Origin of the sequence: Pseudarthrobacter sp. C1 (assembly GCF_034720455.1) — a bacterium.
Classification (GTDB): Bacteria; Actinomycetota; Actinomycetes; order Actinomycetales; family Micrococcaceae; genus Arthrobacter.
In genome coordinates this window covers 303,232-327,287 of the sequence record NZ_JAYESK010000004.1, presented here as the reverse complement: position 1 = coordinate 327,287, position 24,056 = coordinate 303,232, and the positions used below count along the sequence as shown (strand labels likewise).

The window sequence follows — 24,056 nt, the reverse complement described above, 5'->3', positions numbered from 1 at the left end:
TAGGGCGGCCCGCCCGGCGCCCCGGATGGGTCCGGCTAGGAGCCGGCGACGCTGACCGGGCCGGTATCGAACCCGAGCCCTGCCCGGGCCTTGCTGATCCCCGGTTCCGCCCAGTGCGCGGCGTACTCCGCGTTGCTGCTGAGCGACCGCAGCTGGGCCCGGTCCACGTACAGGACACCGTTCAGGTGGTCGGTTTCGTGCTGCACGATCCGGGCCTGCCAGCCTGCGAACTCCCGCTGCACCGGTGAGCCATCGGGTGCCTGGAAGTCCAGCAGGACGTTCTCGGGTCGGGTCACCACTGCCTGGAGCCCGTTCAGGGAGAGGCAGCCCTCGTAAAAGGAGGCATACTCCGTTCCCAGCGGCGTGTACCCGGGATTTAGGAGTGCCAGGAACTCCAATGGACGTCGCTTGCGCAGCGCAGCGGCCTCCGGATCGACGTCGAACTGGTCCTCGACGACCGCGATTTGGAGGGGGATGCCGAGCTGCGGCGCCGCCAGTCCCACGCCGGGGGCCTCGTGCATAACCTGCCGCATGAGGGCGATGAGGCGCTCCAGCTGGTCGGAGGAGAGTTGACCGTCAAGGGCGGCGGCGCGCTGTCGAAGTGCGGGGTGGCCGGCCTGCACGATGGGCGGGAGCGTTCCGGCCGAAAGGATCCGCTCCACGGTTTCCCGGATCTGTTCATCGCTGGCGGTGGTCTCCGGCGGGATGGGGTTCATGGGGAAAGCCTACTGGCCTCCGTCATCCTCCCGGCCGCAGTGGGTTAGTGTCGTTTCCATGGCTGAAGACCCTTCCCTGAGCATCTCCCCGTTGGATCGGGTCCTCGGATTCATCCGGGTACTGGAAGCAGGCGGAGGGGCCGCTGAGATCAGGCCTTTCCTGGCGGACACCTTCGTGCTGGTGGAAGCACCGCACCTCCTGGCTCCGGAAGGCTCCACGCGCACGCTCGCTTCGGTCCTTGCCGGCGCGGACCAGAGCTCCGAGGTGGTCTCGGACCAGAAGTTCCACATCAGGCGCACCACCTGTGAAGGCGGAAGGGTGGCCGTGGAGGCAGACTGGTCAGCGACGGTCCGGATGGACCTCCGCTACTGGGACCGGGGGGAGACCATCCGGGCCCGGACGTCGTCGGTTTTTGAGGTTGCTGACGGAAAAATCGTGAGCCAGGACAGCTACGACTGCTACTTCCGCTGACTCCCGCCGGGGGCCATGTCCGAGCGTTCCCGGCCCTACTGCATGGTGAAGCGCCGGGCCGTCCACCGGTTCATGGCCGGGATTGAAGCGGCTCCGCCGATGGCAAGGTTGCGAAGCCTAAGGAGCGGCGCCGGCAGCGGACGTCCCAGCAGCATGTTCACTTCGGACTGGCGCCGCGCGATCACAGCGGCACGTCGCCGCCCGGCGTCGAATGCCTTCAGCCGCCCGGCCACTGGCTTTCCCGCCACAGCCTCCCGAACCACGGGAGCCAGGGCCTGGGCGTCCAGCCAGCCAAGGTTCATGCCCTGGCCGCCGATCGGGCTGATTTCGTGGGCGGCGTCGCCCACCAGCACTACGCGCCCGGCCACGATGCGCCGGGCCATTGTGGAGCGGACGCTGAAGGCGCTCAGCATGGCGTTGGTCCGCACGTCAGGGAGGATTCCCGTCCGCCGCAGGACCAGGCGTGCCAGCCGGCCGGCGTCGGCTCCTTCCGCGGGCTGGCCGAGCCGTACCACCCACCGCCGCAGCCCGCCCGGGAGCGGAAAGGATTCTACGATCCCCTCCGGCTCGAGGAAGAGGACAGCCATCTGCCCATGGCGTCCGGAGTCGGCGAAGTCGCCCATCAGGTAGTGGTCCGGATAGGCCTTGGTGCGGACGGGCATACGGACGGCATCGCGCAGCCGTGACCTTGCGCCGTCGGCGGCGACCACAATTGACGCTTCAAAGCTGCCGCCCCCTGCCGTTGCGTCGCTGGAAGGTTCGACGACGACGGCGGCCGAAGCGCCGTCGTCGTTCACTCCTGTGACGCGCACGCCCCTGACGATGGCCCGGCTGTCGAGGGCATTGACGCGTTCCTCGAGGAGTTGTTCCGTCCGGTACTGGGGGAGGGCCAGCACGAACGGAAAGTCCTCCGAAACGCCTGCGAAGGACATGGTGCCCACGGTCCTCCCGCCGCTGAGGGCCATGCCCGCACGGATCGGCACGCCCTCCCGCACCATGGCATCGGCCAGGTGGACGCCGTCCAGCGCCTCGAGGGCGGGAGGATGGATCCCGATGGCGCGGGTGTGGATATTGCGTTCCGTCCGCTGCTCGAGGAGCCGTACGGAGACGCCCTCCTGGAGCAGGGAAGCCGCCAGGTAGAGGCCCACCGGGCCGCCGCCGACGATGACCACGTCTGTTTCCACGTCAGTCCCTCGAAAAAGCGAGGACCTGGTGGAAGGCGCTGCTCGGCCTGACCACCCAGCCGGGGGGAGCGACGGCCGCCAGTTCCCGGCGCGAATAGCTGCGCCGGATGGACGTGAGCCCGTCCGCGCGGATGAATGAATGCCGGAAGGGCAGGGCGGCGGCACTGAAAAGGGCATAGGCAACCGGGCTGCGGCGGAGATCGTTGTGCAGCACGGCCTTTTCGGCCAGAACTTGCGAATGCGCCAGCAGTTCCTGCAGTTGTGCCTCAGCAAGGTGGTGCAGGACATGGTTGGAAATCACGAAGTCGTACTGCCTGCCCTCGCTCACCAGATCGGCGCTGTGGGCCTGCCGGAAAGTGAGTCCCGGGACTTCGGGGCGCCGCTTAGCGAAGGCGGCGGCCCGGGGATCGGGATCGATGCCCGTGATGTGCAGGGCGAGGTGGTCGCGCGCGGCCCAGCGCCACAGCAGGGTTGGGAGATCCCCTCCGCCTGAGCCAATGTCAAGGAGCGTCACGGGCCGGGAGCTGCCGGCCAGGAAAGGACGCAGCTCGCGCACGTACAGCCGGCGCCATCCGGAGAGCATCCGGTTTATGACAGCGAACTGGCGGTACGTGTTGTCCAGGGCCTGCGGGTCGCAGTCGGGCAGGTCCATGATTTCCACCGCCCAGGCGGCGCGCCGCCGCAGCAGGAGATCCACGGGGATCAGGCCACCGGCGCTTCCACCGGCAGCCCCTCCTGCACCTGTTCCTCTGGAGAGTTGTGCGCCGGCCGGGTGGTGCGCGGCGCTTGCCGCAGTTTCGTGAAGACCGCCGTTTCCACAGTGAGGCCGGGGCCGAAGGCCATGGAGCAGATCCGTTCGTCACCCGGCTCCGGGTCCTGTTCCAGGATGTGCTTGATGACGAACAGGACGGTAGCGCTGCTCATGTTGCCGTAATTGCGGAGGACCTCGCGGGCCGGAACCAGCTGTTCCTGCGTGAGGCCGAGCCTGGACTCGACTTTGTCGAGGATGCTGCGGCCGCCCGGGTGGATGGCCCAGTGGCGGATGGAGGAATAGGGGAGTGCTGCCAGTTCCGGTTCCCGCGCCAGGAGGGGCGCCAGTGCCCCGACGATGTGGTCGTCGATGATGTGCGGGACGTAGTTGCCCAGGACCATTTCGAATCCGTGGTCGCCAATGTTCCAGGCCATGGAGTCCTCGCCGACGGGGGTGAGGACTGTTTCAAAATGGTCCAGCTGCATCAGCGCATGGTCTTCGGCGCCTTGCCGGGCAGTGACGACGGCGGCTGCCGCACCATCGGCGAAGAGTGCTGACCCCATGATGGTGTCGGGGTCGTTGGAGGTACGGACATGCAGCGAGCACAGTTCGGCGCAGACCACCAGGACAACGGCGTTGGGGTCGGCTTCGCAGAACAGCTTTGCTGCGCGCAGCGCGGGAAAGGCCGCATAGCAGCCCATGAAGCCGAGGTGGTAGCGCTGGACCGCTGGATCCAGGCCGAGCTCCCGCACGATTTTGTAGTCGGGCCCCGGATTGAAGAATCCCGTGCAGGAGACTGTCACCAGGTGAGTTATGTCAAGTAAATTGAGTTCCGGGCAGGCGCTGACGGCGGAGCGGGCGGCTTCGACGAAGAGCTTGGTGGCTTCCCGGCCGAAGATCTCATTCCGGGCTTTGGTGCCGGGGTTCAGGAGGAGGCCGGTGGCCGGGTCGTAGAATTGCGGATCGTCCGAGCGGAACTCGTTGGTCAGTTCCTCGACGGCGGTAAAGCGGGTGTCAATGGCCGCTGAATCGAAGCACGTGTTCACCAGCCGGGAACCAAGCCTGGACAGGCCAGGCTGGGCCGCAAAGACATCCCGGGCTTCCGACTGGATCAGCATCGTTTTCGGAACTGCAGTTTCAAGTGAACGCACGTAGACCGTCATTGGTTCATTCTTAGCGAGCCCTTGGAATAAGGCAACGGTGGGCGGCCCGGTGACCTGCGGAGTTGTCCGTTCCGGCGGGTGCGTCCGCGCTGGTGGACCCACGCTTCCGTAACCTCACATACTGGCATGCACGGGTATTCATGGGACGGGAGTAGCCGCCTCCGTGATTTGCCGACGGTGAACGGCACTCATACTGCTCGGTGGCGGGGCCGGTGTTAGCTCATGACAGAAAGCTCCTCCGGCTGTAGGCTCCGAATATGCCTGAGGGTCGGAAGCGCCTTGAGCCGCGTATGACGCGGGGCGGATTTCGCTGGCAGCTGGTCATGGTGTCCTTCATGGCCGTAAACGCAATCGTGCAAATTGCATTCCGGTGGAATCAAGCTTGGGGTCCCTTTCTTTACCTCATGCTGGCAATGCTGATTATCTGCGCGGTCTTCACCGCCTATCTGCTCTATGTGCGCCACTACGACGGTCATTTCTGGGACGAGGAAGAAGCCCGTCGCCAGGACTGGGATCGTCGGGGCCGGCAGCTTTAGGTATGTCCTCACGGACGCAAGCGAGACGGAGCCGTTCTAGTTTCTCGGGCTTTCGTGCAGGACGGACTCGTTTACTGCTGCGATGTACCGGGCATAGGCGGATGCCGAGTCGGTGGCGTGGCGTTCGATGGTAGTCGGGGAGTAGCCGAGGGTTTCGGCGATGATGGCCACGGGTGCGAGTTTGGTGAGTTCGTGGAGTGTTCCGAGTCGCGCGGCTCGGGTGTTGAAGAGCTTGCTGAGTCGGGTTGTGAGGTGCCCTGGGTGGATGTGGCGTCCGGGTGATGTTCCGCGGAATACCCACTTGGTGTTGGGGTGTGCTGCGGTCAGTTCGTGGCTTGGGTTTGCGGCGAGCTCCCGCCATGGCTGGGCTAACGGGTCCGGCAGCGCAATTTTGGTGGTTCCGAGTTGGATGGTGACTAAGTCTTCAGTGACTGTGACGTCGTCCCAGGTCAGCCGGGCGATGTTTTCGGCTTGTTGTCCGAAGACGAGGATGAGGATCGCGGCGGCCCGGTCACGGGTCTCCAGTGCGTTGGTGTGGATGATTTGTTGGAGCGCTTTGTCTTGCCCGATCTTGGGGAGTCTTGGGCTGGTGCCGCGGCGGTGCGGGACGATGGTGAGCCCCGCTGGGGCGGCCTTGGTTTTGATGGCCCATTTGAGGAAGCGCTCAGCGATGCGTCTCGTCGTGGGCCCCTCGGATTGCCATACATCAAGGTGGGACTGCTGCAGTTCCGGCAGTTTGATGTCATGACCGGTGAGCCAGTTCAGGAGGTCGATGGCGACGGTGACTTCCTGTTTGGCGCGCAGGAAGGTGCCGCGGGGGACTTCGTCCATGAGGTTCATGCGTCGCTGGTGATGCCATCGGATGTAGCGGCGGATCACGTCAAGGTTCTGTGGGTCGCTGACGCGTTCCATGGCTTGGGTGGCCCAGCTTTCGTAGCGAATCAGGAACGCATTTCGCTGGGGGAGCACCCCGTGTTCGATGAGGAGCCCTCGGACGTACTCGCGGGTGCGGGAGTCGGGCAGTTCATCGAAGGTGTCGTGACTGATTTTGGGTGCGGTAGCGAGGTTACGAAGGAAGGCCGTGACGTGCTTTTGCCGGATCCAGGTCATGCCGCTGTTGGCCCGTTTCATTGACTTCAGTGCCGCCGCCAGCGGGATCAGTTCCGTGGCCATGACTCCCGTAGCTGGGTCTGTAGGCAGGTCGTCTACGATGTCGCCGAGGACGCAGGTCCAGCAGCGTCCACCACTGTAAAGTTCGTCTTCGGCGCCGCAGCCCACACAGTCGACGTTGAGCCGAACGCCCGAGCAGCTGCGGCATGCCGGCTCCTCATCGATAATTCCCGGAAGAACACCTTCATGGCCGCAGGCGCAGACTCCACGGGTGCGCTTTGCCTGCTGATAGCAGTAGCCGCAAACGCCGCCGTCTGGCCAGCGCGCGACGGTTTGATGGTGCTGACCGCAGCGACTGCAGGGAACCGGCCAGCGGATCGGGTCCTCTGCTTTGCGTGGCCTACTCACCGTCCTCAGAAGCGACGAGGCGGACACGTCGTGCGATGGGGTTGCCTGGTTGGATGCCGAGGTCTTCACTGCGCTTCGGGGCATTCGCTGTCGCCGCGGCGCGCATCTCCACGAATGGTTCGAACAGGTCGTTGGGTGTGCAGTCCAGGATGTCGCAGAGCGCGGCGAATGTCCTTGCCGGAATGCGCTCCGGCGTGGAGGTGACCAGCCTGTAGACCTGACTTTCGGAGAGGTTGATGCCACGGGACTTCAGGAGCGGCATCAGTTCGGTGGTCTTCCACAGGTTCTGCTTTGCCATCAGGGCTCGCAAGTTCCAGCGGTAGCCGATCCGGCGCTGTTCAGGCATCTGGGTCCTCCAAGTTCGCGATGCGGCGTGCAATCATCTGCTGCACGGTTTTCTGCTTGAAGTCCGACGATACCGAGGTGTAGAGCCCGGTGGTCGAGGCGTAGGAGTGGCCAACCTGAGTCTGCACGAAGGCCGCGTCGTAGCCGGCTTCGATCAGGTGGGTCACGTAGGAATGCCTGAGGCAATGCAGACCCAGCTCCTGGGGCAGGCCGACGGCATCCCGGGCAGCGGCGAACGCATCCCCGAAAGAGCCCAGGGACATCCGGGCGCCACGTTCGCTCGGCCAAAGAGCCGAAGACCGTTCAGCTGTCGGGAACTGCTGCCTCATGCCGCCGGCTGTCCAGGTCTTGAGCTGGTCCACGACCCAGTCGAACTCCGGCACGGTCAACACGGTGCGACGTCTGGGTCCCGAGCCTGCCGTACCTTTGGCGAACCGAACCTGGACTGCTCCGAACCGGCCGTAGTCGCTGACGTGCGGGTTCGGGCCGAAGTCTTCCAGGTCCAGCATGGTCATTTCGCGTCGGCGAAGCCCATAGGCGTAACAGACTTTGAACGCCACCGAGTCGCGGAACAGGGGCAACCAACGCTTGCTGCCAGCGGCGTATTCCCTGTCGACAAGGTCATCGATGTAGTCGAAAAGGCGCTGCAGTTCCGCCTTGGTGAAGGACCGCTTCTTAGCCGGGACGGCATCATCGGTGGTGTGCCGTGGCATGTTCCACTCGAAGCAGATCTGGCCCGGAATATCGCCGAATGTCCGTTCGCAGAACTCGCCCCACCCATAGCCAGGATGCGTCAGGTAAGAGCAGAACATCGCCACGGCGTTGCTGTACGAGCGCAACGTCTTCAGACTGATCGGTTTCTCGCCCGAGCGCAGATCGGCCAGGAAGTCATCAATGTCGGCGGGGCGCCATTGCCACGGAAATTCACCCGTAAAGCGCTGAAAACGCTCCAGCAGCTGGCAGCGCTGCTTGATGGTCTGAGTCGTGAGGCCGCGTGCCAGCATCTGCGCCCGCCAGCCATCGAGCATGGCAGTGAAAACCCGTTCATCAGCCCTGAACAGCCCAATGTCCGGATCCACCAGCATCCGCGGGACGAAACCTGGACCGGCACCACTCACAACGACCCCTAAACCATGGAAACATGCATTAGATGCAGGAAACCTACAGCCATAAGCGATCCAAGGGCAAATTCAGCCGTCGGCGTGAGGAGCGCGCGTTACCAGCAAAGCCCTGTTGACCTGCGGAAACGCTGGATTCGTCAAGGGAAGGGAGTTCTCGCAGCTACTTCTACTCCCGTACTTTGAACGCCGATAATCTACATTATGTCAAGTAGTAGCAAACACGCCGCCGCCGCGGGTGTCCCCATGGCCGGCTACGCAGGTGCGCGTCTGACTCCTCTGGGATCCTGACGCGCCTGACCTCGGTTGCAGCACGGTGGGTCCGCGAACAACTAAAGTCGGTCTCGTGACGGGTGATCTGCGAGGCTTCTCCCTGGGGACGTGGCTGCGAGTGCGCGGGGACCTCATTGGAGTGCTCTGCGGTCCCCGTATCCATGATCGCGCTGCCCCGACGGCCAAGTGGAGGTGACCCAAGTGGAACGGTTTCTGATACTACTGGCCATAGTCCTTGCTTCAGTGGCAGTCTGCGTAGCCGGACGCTATCGATTCCCCATCAAGGAAGGATCCCGAGCGGATCAGTTCTTCGAATGGCTCCAGTTGGCAGGGAACGTAGTATCCATCGGAGTGGAACTCCTGCTTCCTGCCGTCACCGGTTTCCTCGGCCAGCCTTTCCTGGCCTACGCGGCCGCAATCCTCCAAGTTTTCGCTGTGAGCATCTTCCGAATCCAGCTGCCTTCAATTCGGGCGTTCCGCCCCGGGACGGCCGCTCAGCACTCAGTAGGTGAACCGGAACTTCGCCGCACCCGATGGCCCTACCAAACTGCCTTCGCACTGGGATACGTCCTGCTCCTTGCTTACGTGGCGTCCATTTTCGGTACGTATTTCTAATAGCGACGGCGCGTTCTGCAGCTGCCGTGGGGAGAATCACGCGCTGCTTCACGTTCGGATTCATGGAACTTTGGGCGGCTTCGTCGACCCCAGACGTTCGGCCAGCACCGGAGGCCCCCGCGCACCCAACTGTTCCACCTTCCAGGCATCGGGGAAGAACCGGCTCCGCACCTGCTCAGGCGTGATGCCAGGAGGCAGCAAAACTGGATCGAAGGCAAGCTGGTCTTCGAAAAGCAGCAGGTCCACGTCCGCCGGCACGAAGGCCCGCACCCAGGCCACCAATTCGATCATCGGCGCGGGCGGAGCGCTGATCACGAACGCGGTGCGGTCATCGCTGAGCCCGACATCCCAGGCGTCCGAGTAGCCGACTCGCGCCAGCCGTCTACCGCGGCGCTCGAGAGGCTGTCCGATGTGGTCGCGCCGCAGTGCTCCGAAGACGCCTTCGCGGTCGAACCGCCACTCAGCCCCGTTGACCACGACGAAGGTGTAACCGCCCACCGTCACCTCCTGTCCACGAAAGCCCCCTACCTGCTTCTGGCACAATTCTGGCATCCCGCTCTCGCGGACGGCAGGCACCAGTGCGTTCGGAACTGCACCACTCCCCTGCGGCTGAAGCGGTCGGTCTCAGAATGAAAGGGTTCTCGGGGTCACGGTGAGGTTGATCCCTGCATGCCGTCCCAGCAGGTCCCGGGAGGCCTCCGGGACGTCTATGCGTCCGCTCCAGCGGTGAACGGTAGGGTCTATGTCCTTCAACTGGTCCCTCTCCCCCGGCTCCCAGTCCCGAAGGGCCGTCGGGATCACGCTGTTCCAGGCAGCCCATGCCCTCGGCAGCGGCCGGTCTTTTGCGGGAGGTTCGATGTCAACCACCAGGGTGTCCTGCCAGTCCTCGGTCTGCTCCAGGTGGTCGTCAAAGAAGAAGTGTCCCTCCTTCTCCCTGATGGACATCAGCCGGAGCCGGAGCGCATGACGAAGCCGGGGTACCACCCTGCCGCCGACACGCGGCCGTGGCGCCTTGGAGGAAAGGAAAGTCGTCAGCAGCGGAACCGGAGAATCGATGGGGTCCCCTTCCCGCCAGTGCTCAATCTGTACCGGACAGAAGTGGGACGCACTCTGCTCGTGGACCATAACCGGCAGTCCCCTGATGGCCAGCGCGACGTCAAGCTGGAATTCGACGTCGGCAGGTGCGTCCCTGCCGACCGTGAAGCCGACCAGCTCCACTTCGACCTTAAGATCGCCGAAGAGGAAGCGCTGGAGGTTCTGGTAGCCCTCCTCCGAGTTGACGATTCCGTACCGCCCGCTGTGGCTGCGGTGCACTACGGCCAGCGGCGCGCCCCGGACCGCAGCGTTGTCGATCTGGACCAGCCCGTCACTGCGGGCTCCCACCGCCTTGGAGGACAGGCCCAGGGCCACATCGTAGTCCTCCGGATTGGACCCGACGAGGCAGAACAATTCGTCAACCGGGAAGCCCTCCTCGGGCATCTCGGTTGCGATGAATTGGTCGCGCGTCAGCGTCCTCCTGAGGGCAGGAGGGGTGAGGTACTCGTACATCCGGTCAGGGCCAAAGATATCCGCCCCCTGGAGCCCCGTGGCGTCGCGAATCTTCTCCAGCAGGCCAAAACCGATGGCGAAACGGATTCCACCGTGCGGCGTTGCGTAGGTAAAAACCCGGGCAACAAATCCGGCTCCCGCGGCGGGGTCCAAATTTCCGTCCTGCCCGGCGAGGCTTTCCGGGATGACCCGTTGCAGAAGCGAGCGGCAGATCAGCCCGCCCATGGAATGAGCCACCAGGAAGACCTTGGGCGCGCCGGTCTTCTCCAGCACAAGCTTGATCAGCTTGAACAGGTCGCGTGCCGCATCCTCGAAGGAGAAGTTTTCCGGGTCCGCGCCAAAGGTATCTGCTGACACGTCGTAGAAGCGGTGGATCCACACCGACGCCGGGTTCACCGAGCCGGCGTCCGCGCTGTTCAGAAAGGCCCATTGGTCACCGTGAACAGGGACCTCGTACTTATGGTCGCTCACCAGCCGCAGCATCGGAGACTCGAACTGGTGGAACTTCGCCCGGCCATTGCTGTCAGCCCTGACGTGCACAGAGCCCTGACTGAAGCCGTAGAACGGGTCATCGACGGCGGTATTGACGGCGGTGCCTGTTCCGGCGAAACCCCGGACGTAGATCACGGGCAGCCGGCCGTCGTCGCCAGGGAACCCCATACTGTCCCTCCTTAGGCAACAGATCAGGACTCTGCCGTGCGCCTTGCAGCGTACGGGTCTTGGCCGATTGGACCATCCGCGGCGTTACCGCAGCGTTACTGCTGCCGGTTCCTCCGCCGCGCCCCGCGGGTCCCGGTGCCGGTGCCGTGGGGGTTAACGGCTCAGCGGTGTACGGGGGCGGGAGCCCCGCCGGGCAGGACTAATCTTGCGTCAATATTTCGGAAACGCGAGCCAACTCCTGATTTTCCTCCACCAAGATCAAAGGAACCAAGAGGAAGGCCTCCATTCAATGGAGGGCACCTCTGGCGGCCAAGGGATCGGCGCGGCAGAAGCCTGGACCTTCCCACAATCATTGAGCCAGGACGGGAGAGGTGACCGCGGTGATGCAAGACCACCATTGGTCCGAGCCCGCGGGCGACCAGGGACCAGAGCAGGAGCCCCCCTCCGCCGGCTTCATGGTCATTCGAACCTGGCAGGAGCCCGGCCACCCACAGGGGTTCCGCGCGAGGATAACCTACGGACAGACTCCCAGCAGCACTCAAAGCACCGTGGCCACAGCCGACCCCGCGGAGGTCCTAAGCGTGGTCAAGCGCTGGCTGGCCGCTCAGCCAGGGGTGACCGGGCGGAACTGACCGCTCCGTCCCCAAACCTGGCCGGCGCTCAAGGGGCCCCGTGAGAAGCCCGCTGACCGATTCCGAAGGCAGTAGACCCATGTCTTCCCCAAGCTGCTTCCGGTAGCGTTCGTAAGCCCTGAGCGCGGCGGCGGGATTGCCGTGCTGCAATTCAGCCTGGATAAGGAGACTGACGGCAGTCTCATAGAGCGGCTCGATCTCCACCGCCGCCTCGGCGGCTGCCTCTGCCGTACCGGTGTCCCCCACGGCAAGTGCATGCGAAGCGATAGCTACGTAAGCCCGTAAGCGGTCCTGCTGCAACCGGCTCTGTTCAACCATCATCCAGTCCTCGTACCAGCCGGGAAGCAGCTGCGCGTCATGTAGTCCGTCCAGCAGGGATGCAGGGTCGGCCTGCAGCCCTGCACCGCCCAGGGCCCTGGCCTGAAGCCGGACCCGCCTTAGGTCAACATCCACGTCGTCGCTGAGGTACAGCATCCGGCCCTCGTTGACGATCAGCCCGGGCACTTGGCGGGAAATCAGATGCACACTGACGCGCAGGCTCTCCAACGCCTTGGAATCCGGATACTCGGGCCATAACAAGCCGACGAGGTAGTTACGGAGAAGCGGACCCTTGATGGCCAGCGCCGCGATCAGCCGCTGCTGACGCGTCGCAACGTGCACAACCACGCCGTCCCGGCAGAGACGCCAGGACCCGAGCAGTTCCAGTTTCAATTCTCCATAGCCGTCGGCGCCCATGGGAACCTGATTTCGGTTCAGCAAAACGTGTGATGGATGGTACGAATGAGCATCCTCAGGACGGTCGGTCCTGTCAATGGGGCCATCCCCATACTTCCTAAGGGAGAGGTCCCTCTCCGAAGCGGAGGCAACGCGGACGGAATCTAGCGCCTGGACCCGATCCCGGCGCCAACCACGGCCCCGATCCCAAGTCCCAGTGCAAAACCAAGCAACGGACTGTCAAAAACCGCGAGCCCAAGGGTAATTCCAACAGCACCGCCAACGAGGCAACAGATCCACAGTGGCTTGTTCACAGGGCCTCCGGCAGCGGATACTTCGGCAGCGCAGGCCGACCGGAGATTACTTCGGATTTCCCGGCAAGGTCACCCGTCATAGGCTTTCTGCAGTTCGGCGATGTCCAGCTTGCGCATCCCCAGCATGGCCTGCATGGCCCGCTGAGATCCGTGGGGGTCGGGTCCCGCGATCAAGGACGGCAGGATTGAGGGTATGACCTGCCAGGACAAACCGAAGCGGTCCTTTAGCCAACCGCACTGGCTTTCTGAGCCGCCGTCGGTCAGGGCTGCCCAGTACCGGTCCACCGCGGACTGGTCCTCGCAGTCCACCACGAACGAAACAGCCTCAGTGAAGGTGGATCCCCGGGCACCATTCAGGGCAGTGAACCCCCGTCCTTCGAGTTCAAAGTCGACGGCGATTGCTTCGCCTGCCGCGCCCGGTCCGCCCTCACCGAACCGCGAAACATTGAGGATTCTTGAATCGTCGAAAACCGAAGTGTAGAACTGTGCCGCTTCTTCCGCCTGGTTTTCGAACCAGAGGCAGGTCCCGATCTTTCGTGGCATGGTGGCTCCCTTCCGGCTTGAGCCTAATGCCGCGGTCCACGGCACACAACGGCCGGCGTTAAGCTCGGATCCATGACTTCCCGCAACATGAAGACCGCAAAACCGCACGCCTTCCGCCTGACTCTGGCAGCCGCGGCGACCGACGCCGTCATGATTCTGGTGTTCGCCGCCGTCGGACGTGACGCCCACCAGCGCGGCGATGTGGTGACCGGTGTGTTCCTGACCGCCTGGCCGTTCCTGGCGGGTGCTGCGCTGGGCTGGATCATTGCGAGGGCATGGCGGCAACCCCTCTCGGTACGGCGCACCGGCCTCGCCGTTTGGCTCGGCAGCGTGGCGGGAGGGATGGTGCTGCGCGCCCTGACCGGCCAGGCCGTGGCGCTCCCGTTTGTCATAGTGGCTTTGGTCAGCCTGGGGGTCCTGCTGCTTGGCTACCGCGTGCTGCTGGCGGGGTTCAGGCGCCGCCGGCGTACCTGAACAGGACGGGACACGACGGTCCGGCCGCGCGCAACTGCCAATGTAATAGGCTGGCAGCAGAAGCTTGCCGGGCACTGCTACGGCGCAACAGATCCGGAAGGGTTCAACGTGATCACTGCATTTGTCCTGATCAAGACCGACGCTGCCCGCATCCCTGAAACTGCCGAGGAAATCTCCTCGATCGAGGGGATCAGCGAGGTTTATTCCGTAACCGGAGAATGGGACCTCATTGCCGTGGCCCGGGTCCACCGGCACGAGGATCTGGCGGACGTCATCGCGGACAGGCTTTCCAAGGTCCCTGCCGTGGTCCACACCACAACCCACATTGCCTTCCGCGCATATTCGCAGCACGACCTGGACGCGGCGTTCTCGCTGGGCTTTGAGCAGTAGCCAGTAGGGAACTGACCTTGCTCACCGGGCGGTGAGCGAGACCCACTTCCCAAGGACGGCTGCGGCGGCCCCGGTATCAATGGATTCGGCAGCGCGGGCAAAAGCCTTCCGCATCCGGTCAAGGAAGGTGCCCTCGGCCGATTCGTCGAAGGCCACCAGACCGGCCGCTGCATTGACCAGGACGGCGTCCCTGGCCGGGCCTGCCTTGCCGGCGAGGACCTCGCGGACAACGGCTGCGTTTACCTCTGCGTTTCCACCCCGCAGCTGTTCCACGGTGGCAAGGCGGATGCCCAAGTCCTCCGGAGAGAAAGTCAGCTCTGTCACCCGGCCATCACGGATCTCCCACACTGTGGACGGACCCGTGGTGGTGAGTTCGTCCAGGCCGTCGTTGCCGCGGAATACCAGGCCCCTGCTCCCCCGCTGCGCCAGCACGCCGGCTACCAGCGGCGCCATCCTGGCGTTTGCGACGCCGACCGCTGAGGCCTGCACGTTGGCAGGGTTGGTGAGGGGGCCGAGGAAGTTGAAAGCGGTGGGAATAGCCAGCTCGCGCCGGGGAACGGCGGTGTGGCGGAATGAGGGGTGGAACACCTGCGCAAAGCAGAACGTGATTCCGGCCTCTTCGGCGTTGCGCGCCACCTCCTCGATGGTCAGGTCGAGCCGCACGCCCAAGGCTTCGAGTACGTCTGCAGAGCCGGACGACGACGACGCGGCCCGGTTGCCATGCTTGACCACCTTGGCACCGGCCCCCGCCGCGACAAGGGCTGCCATCGTGGAGATATTCACCGTGTTCAACTGGTCTCCGCCGGTGCCCACGATGTCAAGCTTCTCGCCGGAGATGCTCACAGGCCTGGCATGGGCAAGCATGGCCGCCACCAAGCCCGAAAGCTCCTCAACTGTTTCGCCTTTGGAGCTGAGGGCCACCAGGAATCCGGCAATCTGGGCGGGCGTGGCCTCCCCCGACATGATGGTGTCCATCGCCCAGGAGGTATTGTCCGCTGTCAGGTCAGCACCGCCGATCAAGGCGGAGATCAGGCGGGGCCAAGAATTGCCGGACGGTGCGGAAACCTGTGAAGTCACCTCCTGATGCTATCGAGCGTTGCCGGGGCGTGACCAATGTGAACCCCTCCAGGAACTTTTCCGGGCGATTTCGCGTCTTTGTAGAAAAAGTCCCCCGAAAAGGCGGTTTGCGTTGGGCAGCACGGAGTTTTACAGACATAATGTCTATGTGACATCTGCGACCCATGCCCCCAGTACCCCGGCGCACCCCACGCTGAACCGCCCGAACATGGTTTCCGTTGGAACCGTTGTGTGGCTGTCCAGCGAGTTGATGTTCTTCGCCGGTCTCTTCGCCATGTACTTCACGCTGCGCTCCACGAGTGCGCAGATGTGGGCCGATGAGACAGCCAAGCTCAACTTCCCCTTTGCGCTCGTCAACACCATCGTCCTCGTGGCAAGTTCCTTCACTTGCCAGATGGGCGTCTTCGCGGCCGAACGGCTCCAGCCGCGCCGGACCGGGGGCGCTTTCCAGTTCGCCCGCTGGGGAATGAACGAATGGTTCACCCTGACGTTCCTCATGGGCGCATTCTTCGTTGCCGGACAGACCACGGAATACGCCATGCTGGTCTCTGAGCACGTCTCGCTGTCCTCCAACGCCTACGGCTCCGCCTTCTATATGACCACCGGCTTCCACGGCCTCCACGTCATTGGCGGCCTCATCGCCTTCCTGCTCATCATGGGCCGGTCCTTCGCTGCGAAGAAGTTCGGGCATTTTGAAGCGACCTCAGCGATTGTCACCTCGTACTACTGGCACTTCGTGGACGTCGTGTGGATCGGCCTCTTCCTGGTCATCTACGTACTCAAGTAGCCAGCTTTGATTCTTTTTCTACAAGAGGCAGAATTTCAGGTAGCGGCTCCCGGAGCCGGCGCAGGATCGAATAAAGGAACCACCACGTGAAGGCACTCTCACAAAAGCGGCGTCACCCACTAGCAGCACTAGCGCTGCTCCTGATGGGGCTCCTCATCACGGGTGGGGTATACGCCGCGGCTACCACAGTCAACGAGGCCAAGGCCTCCAGCACTTCCTACAGCGCCAATGACGTGGAAGAAGGCGGCAAGCTGTTTGCAGCGAACTGCGCTACCTGCCACGGGATGGGTGCCAGCGGAAGCCAAGCTGGTCCTTCGCTGGTTGGCGTTGGTGCAGCAGCCGTTGACTTCCAGGTGGGCACCGGCCGCATGCCGATGCAGATGAACGGCCCCCAGGCCATGAAGAAGCCCGTGCAGTTCAACGATGAGCAGACCCGGCAGCTTTCAGCCTATGTTGCTTCCCTGGGTGCCGGCCCGGCGGTCCCTGAAGAAGGCCTGCTCGACGAAGGCGGCGACGCAGCAGAAGGCGGCGAGCTGTTCCGCACCAACTGCGCCATGTGCCACAACGCAGCAGCCGCCGGAGGCGCGCTGACCCGCGGCAAGTTCGCACCCGCGCTGGCAGACGTATCCGGCAAGCACATCTACGAAGCCATGGCCACCGGCCCCCAGAACATGCCTGTGTTCAGTGATTCGAACATCACCCCCGAAGGCAAGCGGGACATCATCACCTTCCTCAAGCAGATCGAAACCACCGGCTCGCCGGGCGGAGCAGACCTCGGATCCCTGGGCCCGGTGGCAGAAGGCCTGTTTGTTTGGGTTGCCGGCCTCGGCGTCATTATCGCCTTCACTATCTGGCTGACTTCCCGGACGTCCTGACCCCTGGGAACCACCACACACTTCTGCTGATCCGTCAGCAGCTTGATATTAGAAACTAACCCGGCACCCGCCGGGACGAGAGAAGGATGAGGCGAATTATGGGCAACCATAGTGACGGCAGTCCGAACCACTCGGGCACCGTAGCTACGGCTGGTCAGAATGAGGTGGAGAAATTCCAGGATCCTGGAATCCCTCCGCACCGTTTGCGCCTGGCTGACACGGACCCGAAGGCCGCAAAGCGGGCAGAACGGCAGGTCGCCTTACTATTTGGCATCTCTGTTGTTGGCACCCTGATCTTCCTGGTGGCGTACTTCGCCATTGACCTGGGAGGCGAAGAATCGAGCATCGGCACCATCCGGCTCCAGAACATGCTGCTCGGCCTTGGCACGGCGTTCGCCATGCTCGGGATCGGTACCGGCATTGTGCACTGGGCCAAGGCCCTCATGCCGGACCACGAAGTTTCCGAGGAGCGCCACGCGATCCGCTACGAGGAGGACCGGCAGGCGGCTGTCCGCATCGTCGATGACATCGTCGAAGAGACGGGCATCAAGCGCCGTCCGCTGATCCGTAACACCCTCCTGGGTGCCGTTGCACTCGCGCCGCTTCCGGCAGTCGCTATCTTCGGTGACCTCGGACCGCGCCCGGACGACAAACTGGCCCACACCATGTGGGCACCCCAGGAAGGCAAGCTCAAGCGGCTTGCCCGTGACCCTGACGGAACACCGATCAAGGCCTCCGACGTCACCATCGGCTCGGCCTTCCACGTTATTCCGGAAGGGCTGAACGACCTCCACGAGGGCAAGCTCAACGAAAAGGCCAAGGCCGTTGTGCTGCTCATGCGGCTGGACCCGGCATCGCTGAACCCCTCCGAGGGCCGCGAGGACTGGGGCTACAACGGCATTGTTGCCTACTCCAAGATCTGCACCCACGTCGGTTGCCCTGTTGCCCTGTACGAGCAGCAGACGCACCACCTGCTGTGCCCGTGCCACCAGTCCACCTTCGACCTCACCCAAGAGTGCAAGGTGATCTTCGGCCCCGCCAGCCGGCCCCTCCCCCAGCTGCCCATCGCAGTTGACGACGAGGGCTACTTGGTCGCCACCAGCGACTTCAAAGAACCCGTAGGACCAAGTTACTGGGAGCGTGATATGCATGAGCGCAGCATCACCAGCTGAGCCGGCTTTCGTCGCCAAAACCAAGACGGGCCGGATTACCGACTTCGTCGATGCACGTGTTGGCGGTTCCGGAATCCTCCGCGAGTTCGGCCGCAAGGTCTTCCCGGACCACTGGTCCTTCATGTTCGGCGAAGTGGCCCTCTACTCGTTTGTCATCCTCCTGCTCTCGGGCACGTTCCTGACATTCTTTTTTGATCCGTCCATGGCCGAGACGCACTATGAGGGTTCATACGTCCCGCTGAAGGGCGTGGAGATGTCCGTGGCGTACAGCTCGTCGCTCGACATCTCGTTTGACATCCGTGGCGGCCTGTTTATGCGCCAGGTCCACCACTGGGCGGCCCTGCTGTTCGTAGCCTCCATCGCGGTGCACATGCTGAGGGTCTTCTTCACCGGCGCCTTCCGCAAGCCCCGCGAAATGAACTGGGTTGTGGGCAGCGTCCTGCTCATCCTGGCAATGGCCGCCGGCTTCACCGGCTACTCGCTGCCTGATGACCTGCTCTCCGGAAACGGCCTGCGCATCATCGACGGCGTGATCAAGTCCATCCCGGTCATCGGCACCTACATCTCGTTCTTCCTCTTCGGGGGAGAATTCCCGGGCACCGCCATCATCGGGCGCCTCTACATGCTGCATATCCTGCTGGTGCCGGCACTCATCCTGCTGATGATCGTCCTGCACCTCTTCATGGTGGTCGTCCACAAGCACACCCAGTACCCCGGCCCCGGCCGGAACGACAACAACGTCGTCGGCTACCCTCTGGGTCCTGTCTATGCAGCCAAGGCCGGTGGATTCTTCTTCATCGTGTTCGGCGTCCTGGCCCTGATGGCAGGCTTCTTCACGATCAACCCGATCTGGAACTACGGCCCCTACGATCCCTCCCCCGTATCCGCCGGTACCCAGCCCGACTGGTACATCGGTTTCGTTGACGGCGCCCTGCGCCTGATGCCGGGTGTGATTGGCGACTTCCACTTCGAATACGTCATCTTCGGCTACACCCTCACGCTGAATGTCCTGCTGCCGGCCCTGGTCCCGGCAGGCATCCTGTTCACCATCATGTTCATGTACCCGTGGATCGAACGCTGGGTTACCAAGGACGAACGTGAACACCACGTCCTGGACCGTCCCCGGAACGCCCCCACCCGTACGGCTATCGGTATGGCCGGCTTCGTCTGGTACTGCGTCATGTGGGCGGCTGCCGGGTCCGACCTCATCGCAACCCACTTCCATGTCTCCCTGAACGATGTGACGTACTGGCTGCGCGCCCTGTTCTTCGTCGGGCCGATTATCGCCTTCGTCGTCACGAAGCGCGTGGCGCTGGCCCTCCAGCGCAAGGACCGCGAGATCGCCCTGCACGGACGCGAGACGGGCCGCATTGTCCGCCTCCCGCATGGTGAGTTCATCGAGGTTCACGCTCCCCTGGACGAGTACAAGCGCTACAAGCTGGTGGGCTTCGAATCGCCTGAGGTTCTTCCTGCCGTGCCGAATGAACACGGCGTTGTAACCCGCAAGGAAAAGCGCCGCGCGTTGCTCTCCAAGTGGTTCTTCGAGGACCGGGTTGCACCTGCAACTCCGGCTGAACTTGAAGCTGCGCACGGCCACGGCCATGCCGCAGTGGAAGCACCCGAGGAAGCAAAGAGCCTGTCCCACTAAGGCTTACAAAGGCAAACAGGAAGGCCGGGTCCACAGGCACCGGGCCTTCCTGTTTGCCTTTCGCGTGTCCGCAGCGCCAGCGCTGCACTCCGTCTGCCGCCGGTGTGGCGGCGGGCGCCTCAGTGGTTACGTGCCCGGCGTGCACCCGGGCGCTGCAGCGGCACCCATAGCTTGTACCTGTCTGCGCGGTAGTAGGAGACCGAATAGTCAACCATGGCCCGGGCTACGAAGGCATGCCGCTGGATCTTAAGGAGCGGCGCACCCACCTCCACGTTCAGCAACCGCGCGGTGGACGGCGAAGCCGCGGTGGCCTCGATCATGTCCTCGCCCCATTCCATCACCAGCCCAAATTGCTCGCTGAGGACGTTGTACAGCGAGGTGGGCGGTTCCCCGTCCAGCAGTCCAGGCACCCGGTGGGCCGGAATGAAGTTCTCGTCAACGCTCATGGGTTCACCGTCGGCCAGGAGCAGGCGCCGGAAACGCACCAATGGCGTTCCCTCATCCAACTGCAGCTCGCGTGCAAGGAACGCACTGGCGGCAATCTGCTCAAAGCTCAGGACCTTCGCCGCGGGGACCATCCCGCGTCGCTGCATCTCCTCGCTGTAGGACGTCAGTTTGACCTGGAGATCGAGCTTAGGCCGGCGGACGAACGTGCCCAGGCCCACTACTCTCTCGATCACTTCTTCGCCTACCAACGCATCAATCGCCTGGCGGACGGTCATGCGGGCAAGGCCGAACCGTTCGGCGAGATCCCGTTCAGACGGCAGGGCTGATCCCGGCGGGCAGGAGTCGGCGATGTAGGTACGCAGGATCTCACGCAGCTGGACGTAGATGGCCGTGCCACTGGACCGGTCGATGTCGCCGGTGATGGCTGCCGCACTAGCTGGCATGGATTGTCTCCCCTGCGTTGAAGTTCACCTTCCAATTTTAGGTCAGGTCTAGACCAGCGTCGTTCACCATGCCCAGCCGTTTAGCAGGGCAACGGGGCAGGCCCTATATTTGTCATGAAAACGCGATGTCGACGGAGGGGGCCGTCATAACGGAGGAGTCCCTTTGCCAACACATAACGCCGTGGTCAAAGCATCGGTGGGCCTGCACGCCAGGCCTGCCGCCCTATTTGTACGGGCTGTTACGGAAACCGGACTGCCGGTGACCATCTCCAAGGAGGGTGGCCCAGGCGTTGATGCGCGCTCCCTGCTGCAGGTAATGGCGGCGGATTTTCACCAGGGATGCATCGTGGAGCTTGGCGTCAGCGACGCGGCCGTCAGAGGCCCGCTGGGGCGCCAGGTGGCCGAGGACGCCTTGCGGGCGCTTGGCGAGCTGCTGGAGTCGCAGGGCGCAGCCTAGGGCGCGCCAGGAGCAACAAAAACGACGTCGGGCCCCACCATTTGGTGGGGCCCGACGTCGTAATCGGTGAAGCGTTAGTGCGCGTGGTCTCCGCGGCTGTATTCGTACACCCAGCCGATGAGTGCCACTACTGCCAGGCCGGCCGCGATGAACACAATCCAGAAACCGACCGCAAGGCCCAGGAAACCTGTTGCGCACGCGATTCCCAGGACCAGCGGCCACCAGCTCCAGGGGCTGAAGTGTCCCTGCTCGCCGGCGCCTTCGTGGATCTCAGCATCGCTGCGGTCCTCGGGGCGCATACCAACGCGCTTCCCGGTGAAGCCAAGGTAGCCGCCAATCATGCCGGCAAGTCCGCCCACCAGCAGGATGCCGAGGATGCCCACCCATTCGCCCCAGTTGGTCAGGAAGCCATAGACCAGGGACACCGGGACGAAGAAGAAGACTCCGGCACCAAAAATCCAAGATTCAATTTTCATTGTCAGTTGTCCCTCTGGTCGGCGTTTCCGAGTACCTGGGCGGCCGGCGCCGGTGACTCAACGGTGTGGACCTGGCGAAGTTCCGGGTGGTGCAGGTCCAGGGCGGGCCGCTCGGAACGGATCCGGGGCAGCGAGGTGAAGTTGTGCCGCGGCGGCGGGCAGGACGTGGCCCATTCCAGCGAGGCGCCGAAGCCCCACGGATCATCAACCTGGACCTTTTCCCCGTTGCGCCACGTGATGTAGACGTTCCAGAAGAACGGGATCAGGGAGGCGCCCAGGACGAACGATGCCACGGTGGAGAACTGGTTCATCCAGGTGAAGTTGTCCTCCACCAGGTAGTCCGCGTAACGGCGCGGCATGCCTTCGACACCCAGCCAGTGCTGGATGAGGAACGTCCCGTGGAAGCCAAGGAACAGCAGCCAGAAGTGGATCTTGCCCAGGCGCTCGTTCAGCATCTTCCCGGTGAACTTCGGCCACCAGAAGTAGAAGCCGGCGAACATCGCGAACACCACGGTGCCGAACACCACGTAGTGGAAGTGCGCCACCACGAAGTAGGAGTCCGAGACGTGGAAGTCCAGCGGCGGGGACGCCAGGATGATGCCGGTGAGGCCGCCGAACAGGAAGGTGATCAGGAAGCCGATACTCCAGAGCATCGGGGTCTCGAACGTCAGCGAACCGCGCCACATGGTGCCGATCCAGTTGAAGAACTTCACACCGGTCGGAACCGCGATCAGCATGGTCATGAACGCGAAGAACGGCAGCAGCACGGATCCGGTGACGTACATGTGGTGTGCCCACACGGTTACCGACAGTGCGGCGATGGCGATGGTGGCGTAGACCAGGCCCTTGTAGCCGAAGATCGGTTTGCGGCTGAACACCGGGAAGATCTCCGAAACGATGCCGAAGAACGGCAGCGCGATGATGTACACCTCGGGGTGGCCGAAGAACCAGAACAGGTGCTGCCAGAGGACGGCACCGCCGTTTTCCGGATCGAAGATGTGGGCACCGAAGCGGCGGTCGGCACCGAGCGCGAACAGAGCAGCCGCTAGCGGCGGGAAGGCCATCAGCACGAGGATGGAAGTCACCAGGGCGTTCCAGGTGAAGATGGGCATCCGCCACATGGTCATGCCGGGGGCACGCATACAGATGATGGTGGTGATGAAGTTGACCGCGCCCAGGATGGTGCCGAAGCCGGACAGCGCCAGGCCGAACACCCACAGGTCGCCACCGATGCCGGGGCTGAACGTCGTGTTGGACAGCGGCGCGTAGGCGAACCAGCCGAACGATGCCGCACCCTGCGGGGTGATGAAACCGGACACCGCGATGGTGGAACCAAAGAGGAAGAACCAGAAGGCCAGGGCGTTCAGCCGCGGGAACGCGACGTCGGGGGCACCGATCTGCAGCGGCATGATGACGTTGGTGAAGCCGGCGAACAGCGGTGTCGCGAACATCAGCAGCATGACGGTGCCGTGCATCGTGAAGAGCTGGTTGTACTGCTCTTTGGTCTGCAGGATCTGCATGCCGGGCTCGAACAGTTCGGCGCGGATGAGCAGCGCCATGACGCCGCCCAGGCAGAAGAACACGAACGACGCGATCAGGTACATGTACCCGATGGTCTTGTGGTCGGTGGAGGTGATCCAGTTGACGACGATGCGTCCCTTGGACTTAGGAACTACGGAAGCCTCGAGGGTTCCGGCAGGTGCGGTCTGGGTATAAGTAGCCACGTCGCTCCCCTTACTTAATTTCGTTCAGGTTCGGGTTGCGGTCGTACTCGACGCCGAGGAGACCCGTGTTGCCGGCTTCGCGCAGCTCGTTCATGTGGGCCTGGAATTCGGATTCCGACACCACCTTCACGCGGAACAGCATTTCGGAGTGGTACTCACCGCAAAGTTCGGCACACTTGCCGTCGTAGGTGCCCTCTTTGGTGGGGGTGAACCTGATGTAGTTGGTCTTGCCCGGGATCATGTCGCGCTTCTGGAGGAAAGCGGGGACCCAGAAGGAGTGGATGACGTCGCGTGCGTTGAGTTCGAGGTCAACAGACTTGTTGACCGGCAGGTACAGGGTGGGGAGCTGTTCCTTATCGATGGTGTTGCCCGTGAGGTGCGCCTGCACCCCGGCCTCGTGGACGTCCTCTTGGATGACGTCGCCGGCCTTGTAGTTGAAGTCCCAGGCCCACTGCTTGCCGCGGACGTCGACAACGACGTCGGCAGGCTGGGAGCGGTTGTCAATCGCCTGCTGGTCACGGTCGGTGAAGTAGAAGAACACCACAACCATGAACAGGGGGATGGTCAGGTAAAAGACTTCAAGGGGCAGGTTGAAGCTGGTCTGCCGCGGGAACCCGACGGTGCCCTTGCGGCGGCGGTATGCAACAAGGCACCAGACGATCAGGCCCCAGGTAATGATGCCCACAACCAGGGCGGCAATCCATGAGTTGACCCAGAGGTCCATGATGCGGTCGGTGTTGCTGGTGGTGCCACGTTCAGTGGGCAGCCACCCTTTCTCTACCTCTGGCGAACATCCGGTCAAAACCAACGCGCCGGCAATTGCCAAGCTTGAGATCGTTGTGATCGTTTTGCGTCGGCTGCCGGTTCGGTTCTGCGAACTCACAGACGGCCCTTCCTACTTGTTGCTGTTGTCCGGGCAGCCTTGGCCGCCCCGGGCACACTAAAAGTTTTACTACTCGGTGTAGAGCTTACCGCTCCGCCGGG

Annotated in this window: 25 protein-coding genes; 9 read left to right on the top strand and 16 right to left on the bottom strand. The window is 63.4% G+C overall.

Going from position 1 to position 24,056, the window contains the following annotated elements:
- Positions 1-35 precede the first annotated feature (35 nt).
- Positions 36-716 (bottom strand): peptide deformylase, encoded by a 681-nt coding sequence (locus tag U7114_RS09145; protein ID WP_323057145.1) that lies wholly within the window; start codon positions 714-716, stop codon positions 36-38.
- 58 nt (positions 717-774) lie between these two features.
- Here U7114_RS09145 and U7114_RS09140 point away from each other — a divergent pair, with 58 nt between their 5' ends.
- A complete protein-coding gene (locus tag U7114_RS09140) occupies positions 775-1,188 on the top strand; it encodes a nuclear transport factor 2 family protein (protein ID WP_321213568.1) in 414 nt (137 codons plus the stop codon).
- 35 nt (positions 1,189-1,223) lie between these two features.
- On the opposite strand, the gene U7114_RS09135 is transcribed toward U7114_RS09140, so the two are convergent.
- From U7114_RS09135 to U7114_RS09125, 3 genes are read right to left on the bottom strand one after another with little or no spacing between them, the layout of a single operon-like run.
- A complete protein-coding gene (locus U7114_RS09135) occupies positions 1,224-2,372 on the bottom strand; it encodes an NAD(P)/FAD-dependent oxidoreductase (RefSeq protein ID WP_323057144.1) in 1,149 nt (382 codons plus the stop codon).
- Position 2,373: 1 nt separating this feature from the next.
- Positions 2,374-3,069: a class I SAM-dependent methyltransferase gene (locus U7114_RS09130; protein WP_323057143.1), complete on the bottom strand. Its 696-nt coding sequence runs from the start codon at positions 3,067-3,069 to the stop codon at positions 2,374-2,376.
- A 5-nt stretch (positions 3,070-3,074) separates the two neighbouring features.
- Complete coding sequence (locus U7114_RS09125) at positions 3,075-4,286, bottom strand: type III polyketide synthase (protein WP_157242299.1); 1,212 nt, start codon at positions 4,284-4,286, stop codon at positions 3,075-3,077.
- A 335-nt stretch (positions 4,287-4,621) separates the two neighbouring features.
- On the opposite strand from U7114_RS09125, the gene U7114_RS09120 reads away from it, so the two are divergent.
- Positions 4,622-4,822: a hypothetical protein gene (locus tag U7114_RS09120; RefSeq protein ID WP_236820718.1), complete on the top strand. Its 201-nt coding sequence runs from the start codon at positions 4,622-4,624 to the stop codon at positions 4,820-4,822.
- Between the two features lie 36 nt (positions 4,823-4,858).
- On the opposite strand, the gene U7114_RS09115 is transcribed toward U7114_RS09120, so the two are convergent.
- The 7 genes from U7114_RS09115 to U7114_RS09085 all read right to left on the bottom strand — a co-directional run bounded on the left by U7114_RS09115 (position 4,859) and on the right by U7114_RS09085 (position 13,102).
- Positions 4,859-5,995, bottom strand: coding sequence for a Fis family transcriptional regulator (locus tag U7114_RS09115; protein ID WP_323057142.1), 1,137 nt, complete (start codon positions 5,993-5,995; stop codon positions 4,859-4,861).
- A gap of 337 nt (positions 5,996-6,332) precedes the next feature.
- Positions 6,333-6,686, bottom strand: a complete 354-nt coding sequence (locus tag U7114_RS09110) for a helix-turn-helix domain-containing protein (RefSeq protein WP_115789147.1) — start codon at positions 6,684-6,686, stop codon at positions 6,333-6,335.
- Complete coding sequence (locus U7114_RS09105; protein ID WP_323057141.1) at positions 6,679-7,770, bottom strand: tyrosine-type recombinase/integrase; 1,092 nt, start codon at positions 7,768-7,770, stop codon at positions 6,679-6,681. Before U7114_RS09105 ends, U7114_RS09110 begins: the two co-directional genes overlap by 8 nt.
- Before the next feature lie 981 nt (positions 7,771-8,751).
- Complete coding sequence (locus tag U7114_RS09100) at positions 8,752-9,189, bottom strand: hypothetical protein (RefSeq protein ID WP_321213570.1); 438 nt, start codon at positions 9,187-9,189, stop codon at positions 8,752-8,754.
- Positions 9,190-9,315: 126 nt separating this feature from the next.
- Positions 9,316-10,899 carry an alpha/beta fold hydrolase gene (locus U7114_RS09095; protein WP_321213571.1) on the bottom strand — a complete coding sequence of 528 codons (1,584 nt, stop codon included), beginning with the start codon at positions 10,897-10,899 and terminating at the stop codon, positions 9,316-9,318.
- Positions 10,900-11,474: 575 nt separating this feature from the next.
- Positions 11,475-12,290, bottom strand: a complete 816-nt coding sequence (locus tag U7114_RS09090; RefSeq protein ID WP_323057140.1) for an AfsR/SARP family transcriptional regulator — start codon at positions 12,288-12,290, stop codon at positions 11,475-11,477.
- A 338-nt stretch (positions 12,291-12,628) separates the two neighbouring features.
- The gene (locus U7114_RS09085) at positions 12,629-13,102 is read right to left on the bottom strand and encodes a VOC family protein (protein WP_321213572.1); all 474 of its coding nucleotides are present in this window, start codon (positions 13,100-13,102) and stop codon (positions 12,629-12,631) included.
- 72 nt (positions 13,103-13,174) lie between these two features.
- Between U7114_RS09085 and U7114_RS09080 the strand changes: the two genes are divergently transcribed.
- On the top strand, positions 13,175-13,576 hold the full coding sequence (locus U7114_RS09080) for a DUF3054 domain-containing protein (RefSeq protein WP_321213573.1): 402 nt from the start codon (positions 13,175-13,177) through the stop codon (positions 13,574-13,576).
- A gap of 108 nt (positions 13,577-13,684) precedes the next feature.
- Positions 13,685-13,966, top strand: coding sequence for an Lrp/AsnC ligand binding domain-containing protein (locus U7114_RS09075; protein WP_321213574.1), 282 nt, complete (start codon positions 13,685-13,687; stop codon positions 13,964-13,966).
- 21 nt (positions 13,967-13,987) lie between these two features.
- Here the strand turns inward: U7114_RS09075 and trpD are convergent, their stop codons facing one another.
- On the bottom strand, positions 13,988-15,043 hold the full coding sequence (trpD, locus tag U7114_RS09070; RefSeq protein WP_321213575.1) for an anthranilate phosphoribosyltransferase: 1,056 nt from the start codon (positions 15,041-15,043) through the stop codon (positions 13,988-13,990).
- A gap of 112 nt (positions 15,044-15,155) precedes the next feature.
- Between trpD and U7114_RS09065 the strand changes: the two genes are divergently transcribed.
- The 4 genes from U7114_RS09065 (at position 15,156) to U7114_RS09050 (ending at position 19,525) form a co-directional block, all read left to right on the top strand.
- A complete protein-coding gene (locus U7114_RS09065) occupies positions 15,156-15,830 on the top strand; it encodes a cytochrome c oxidase subunit 3 (protein WP_197432522.1) in 675 nt (224 codons plus the stop codon).
- Positions 15,831-15,916: 86 nt separating this feature from the next.
- Positions 15,917-16,705 carry a c-type cytochrome gene (locus tag U7114_RS09060; RefSeq protein ID WP_321213577.1) on the top strand — a complete coding sequence of 263 codons (789 nt, stop codon included), beginning with the start codon at positions 15,917-15,919 and terminating at the stop codon, positions 16,703-16,705.
- Positions 16,706-16,803: 98 nt separating this feature from the next.
- Positions 16,804-17,877 (top strand): ubiquinol-cytochrome c reductase iron-sulfur subunit, encoded by a 1,074-nt coding sequence (locus U7114_RS09055; RefSeq protein WP_157242294.1) that lies wholly within the window; start codon positions 16,804-16,806, stop codon positions 17,875-17,877.
- Positions 17,855-19,525, top strand: a complete 1,671-nt coding sequence (locus tag U7114_RS09050; protein ID WP_321213578.1) for a ubiquinol-cytochrome c reductase cytochrome b subunit — start codon at positions 17,855-17,857, stop codon at positions 19,523-19,525. The genes U7114_RS09055 and U7114_RS09050 overlap by 23 nt, the downstream gene beginning before the upstream one ends.
- A gap of 119 nt (positions 19,526-19,644) precedes the next feature.
- Here the strand turns inward: U7114_RS09050 and U7114_RS09045 are convergent, their stop codons facing one another.
- On the bottom strand, positions 19,645-20,415 hold the full coding sequence (locus tag U7114_RS09045; RefSeq protein ID WP_157242292.1) for a GntR family transcriptional regulator: 771 nt from the start codon (positions 20,413-20,415) through the stop codon (positions 19,645-19,647).
- A gap of 163 nt (positions 20,416-20,578) precedes the next feature.
- On the opposite strand from U7114_RS09045, the gene U7114_RS09040 reads away from it, so the two are divergent.
- On the top strand, positions 20,579-20,872 hold the full coding sequence (locus U7114_RS09040) for an HPr family phosphocarrier protein (protein ID WP_321213579.1): 294 nt from the start codon (positions 20,579-20,581) through the stop codon (positions 20,870-20,872).
- A gap of 74 nt (positions 20,873-20,946) precedes the next feature.
- Here the strand turns inward: U7114_RS09040 and U7114_RS09035 are convergent, their stop codons facing one another.
- Genes U7114_RS09035 through coxB form a run of 3 tightly spaced genes read right to left on the bottom strand, consistent with a single transcriptional unit; the run spans position 20,947 to position 23,955 of the window.
- Positions 20,947-21,348, bottom strand: coding sequence for a cytochrome c oxidase subunit 4 (locus tag U7114_RS09035; RefSeq protein ID WP_013601026.1), 402 nt, complete (start codon positions 21,346-21,348; stop codon positions 20,947-20,949).
- A 2-nt stretch (positions 21,349-21,350) separates the two neighbouring features.
- Positions 21,351-23,072, bottom strand: a complete 1,722-nt coding sequence (ctaD, locus tag U7114_RS09030) for a cytochrome c oxidase subunit I (RefSeq protein WP_321213580.1) — start codon at positions 23,070-23,072, stop codon at positions 21,351-21,353.
- A 10-nt stretch (positions 23,073-23,082) separates the two neighbouring features.
- On the bottom strand, positions 23,083-23,955 hold the full coding sequence (gene coxB / locus U7114_RS09025) for a cytochrome c oxidase subunit II (protein WP_321213581.1): 873 nt from the start codon (positions 23,953-23,955) through the stop codon (positions 23,083-23,085).
- Positions 23,956-24,056 lie beyond the last annotated feature (101 nt).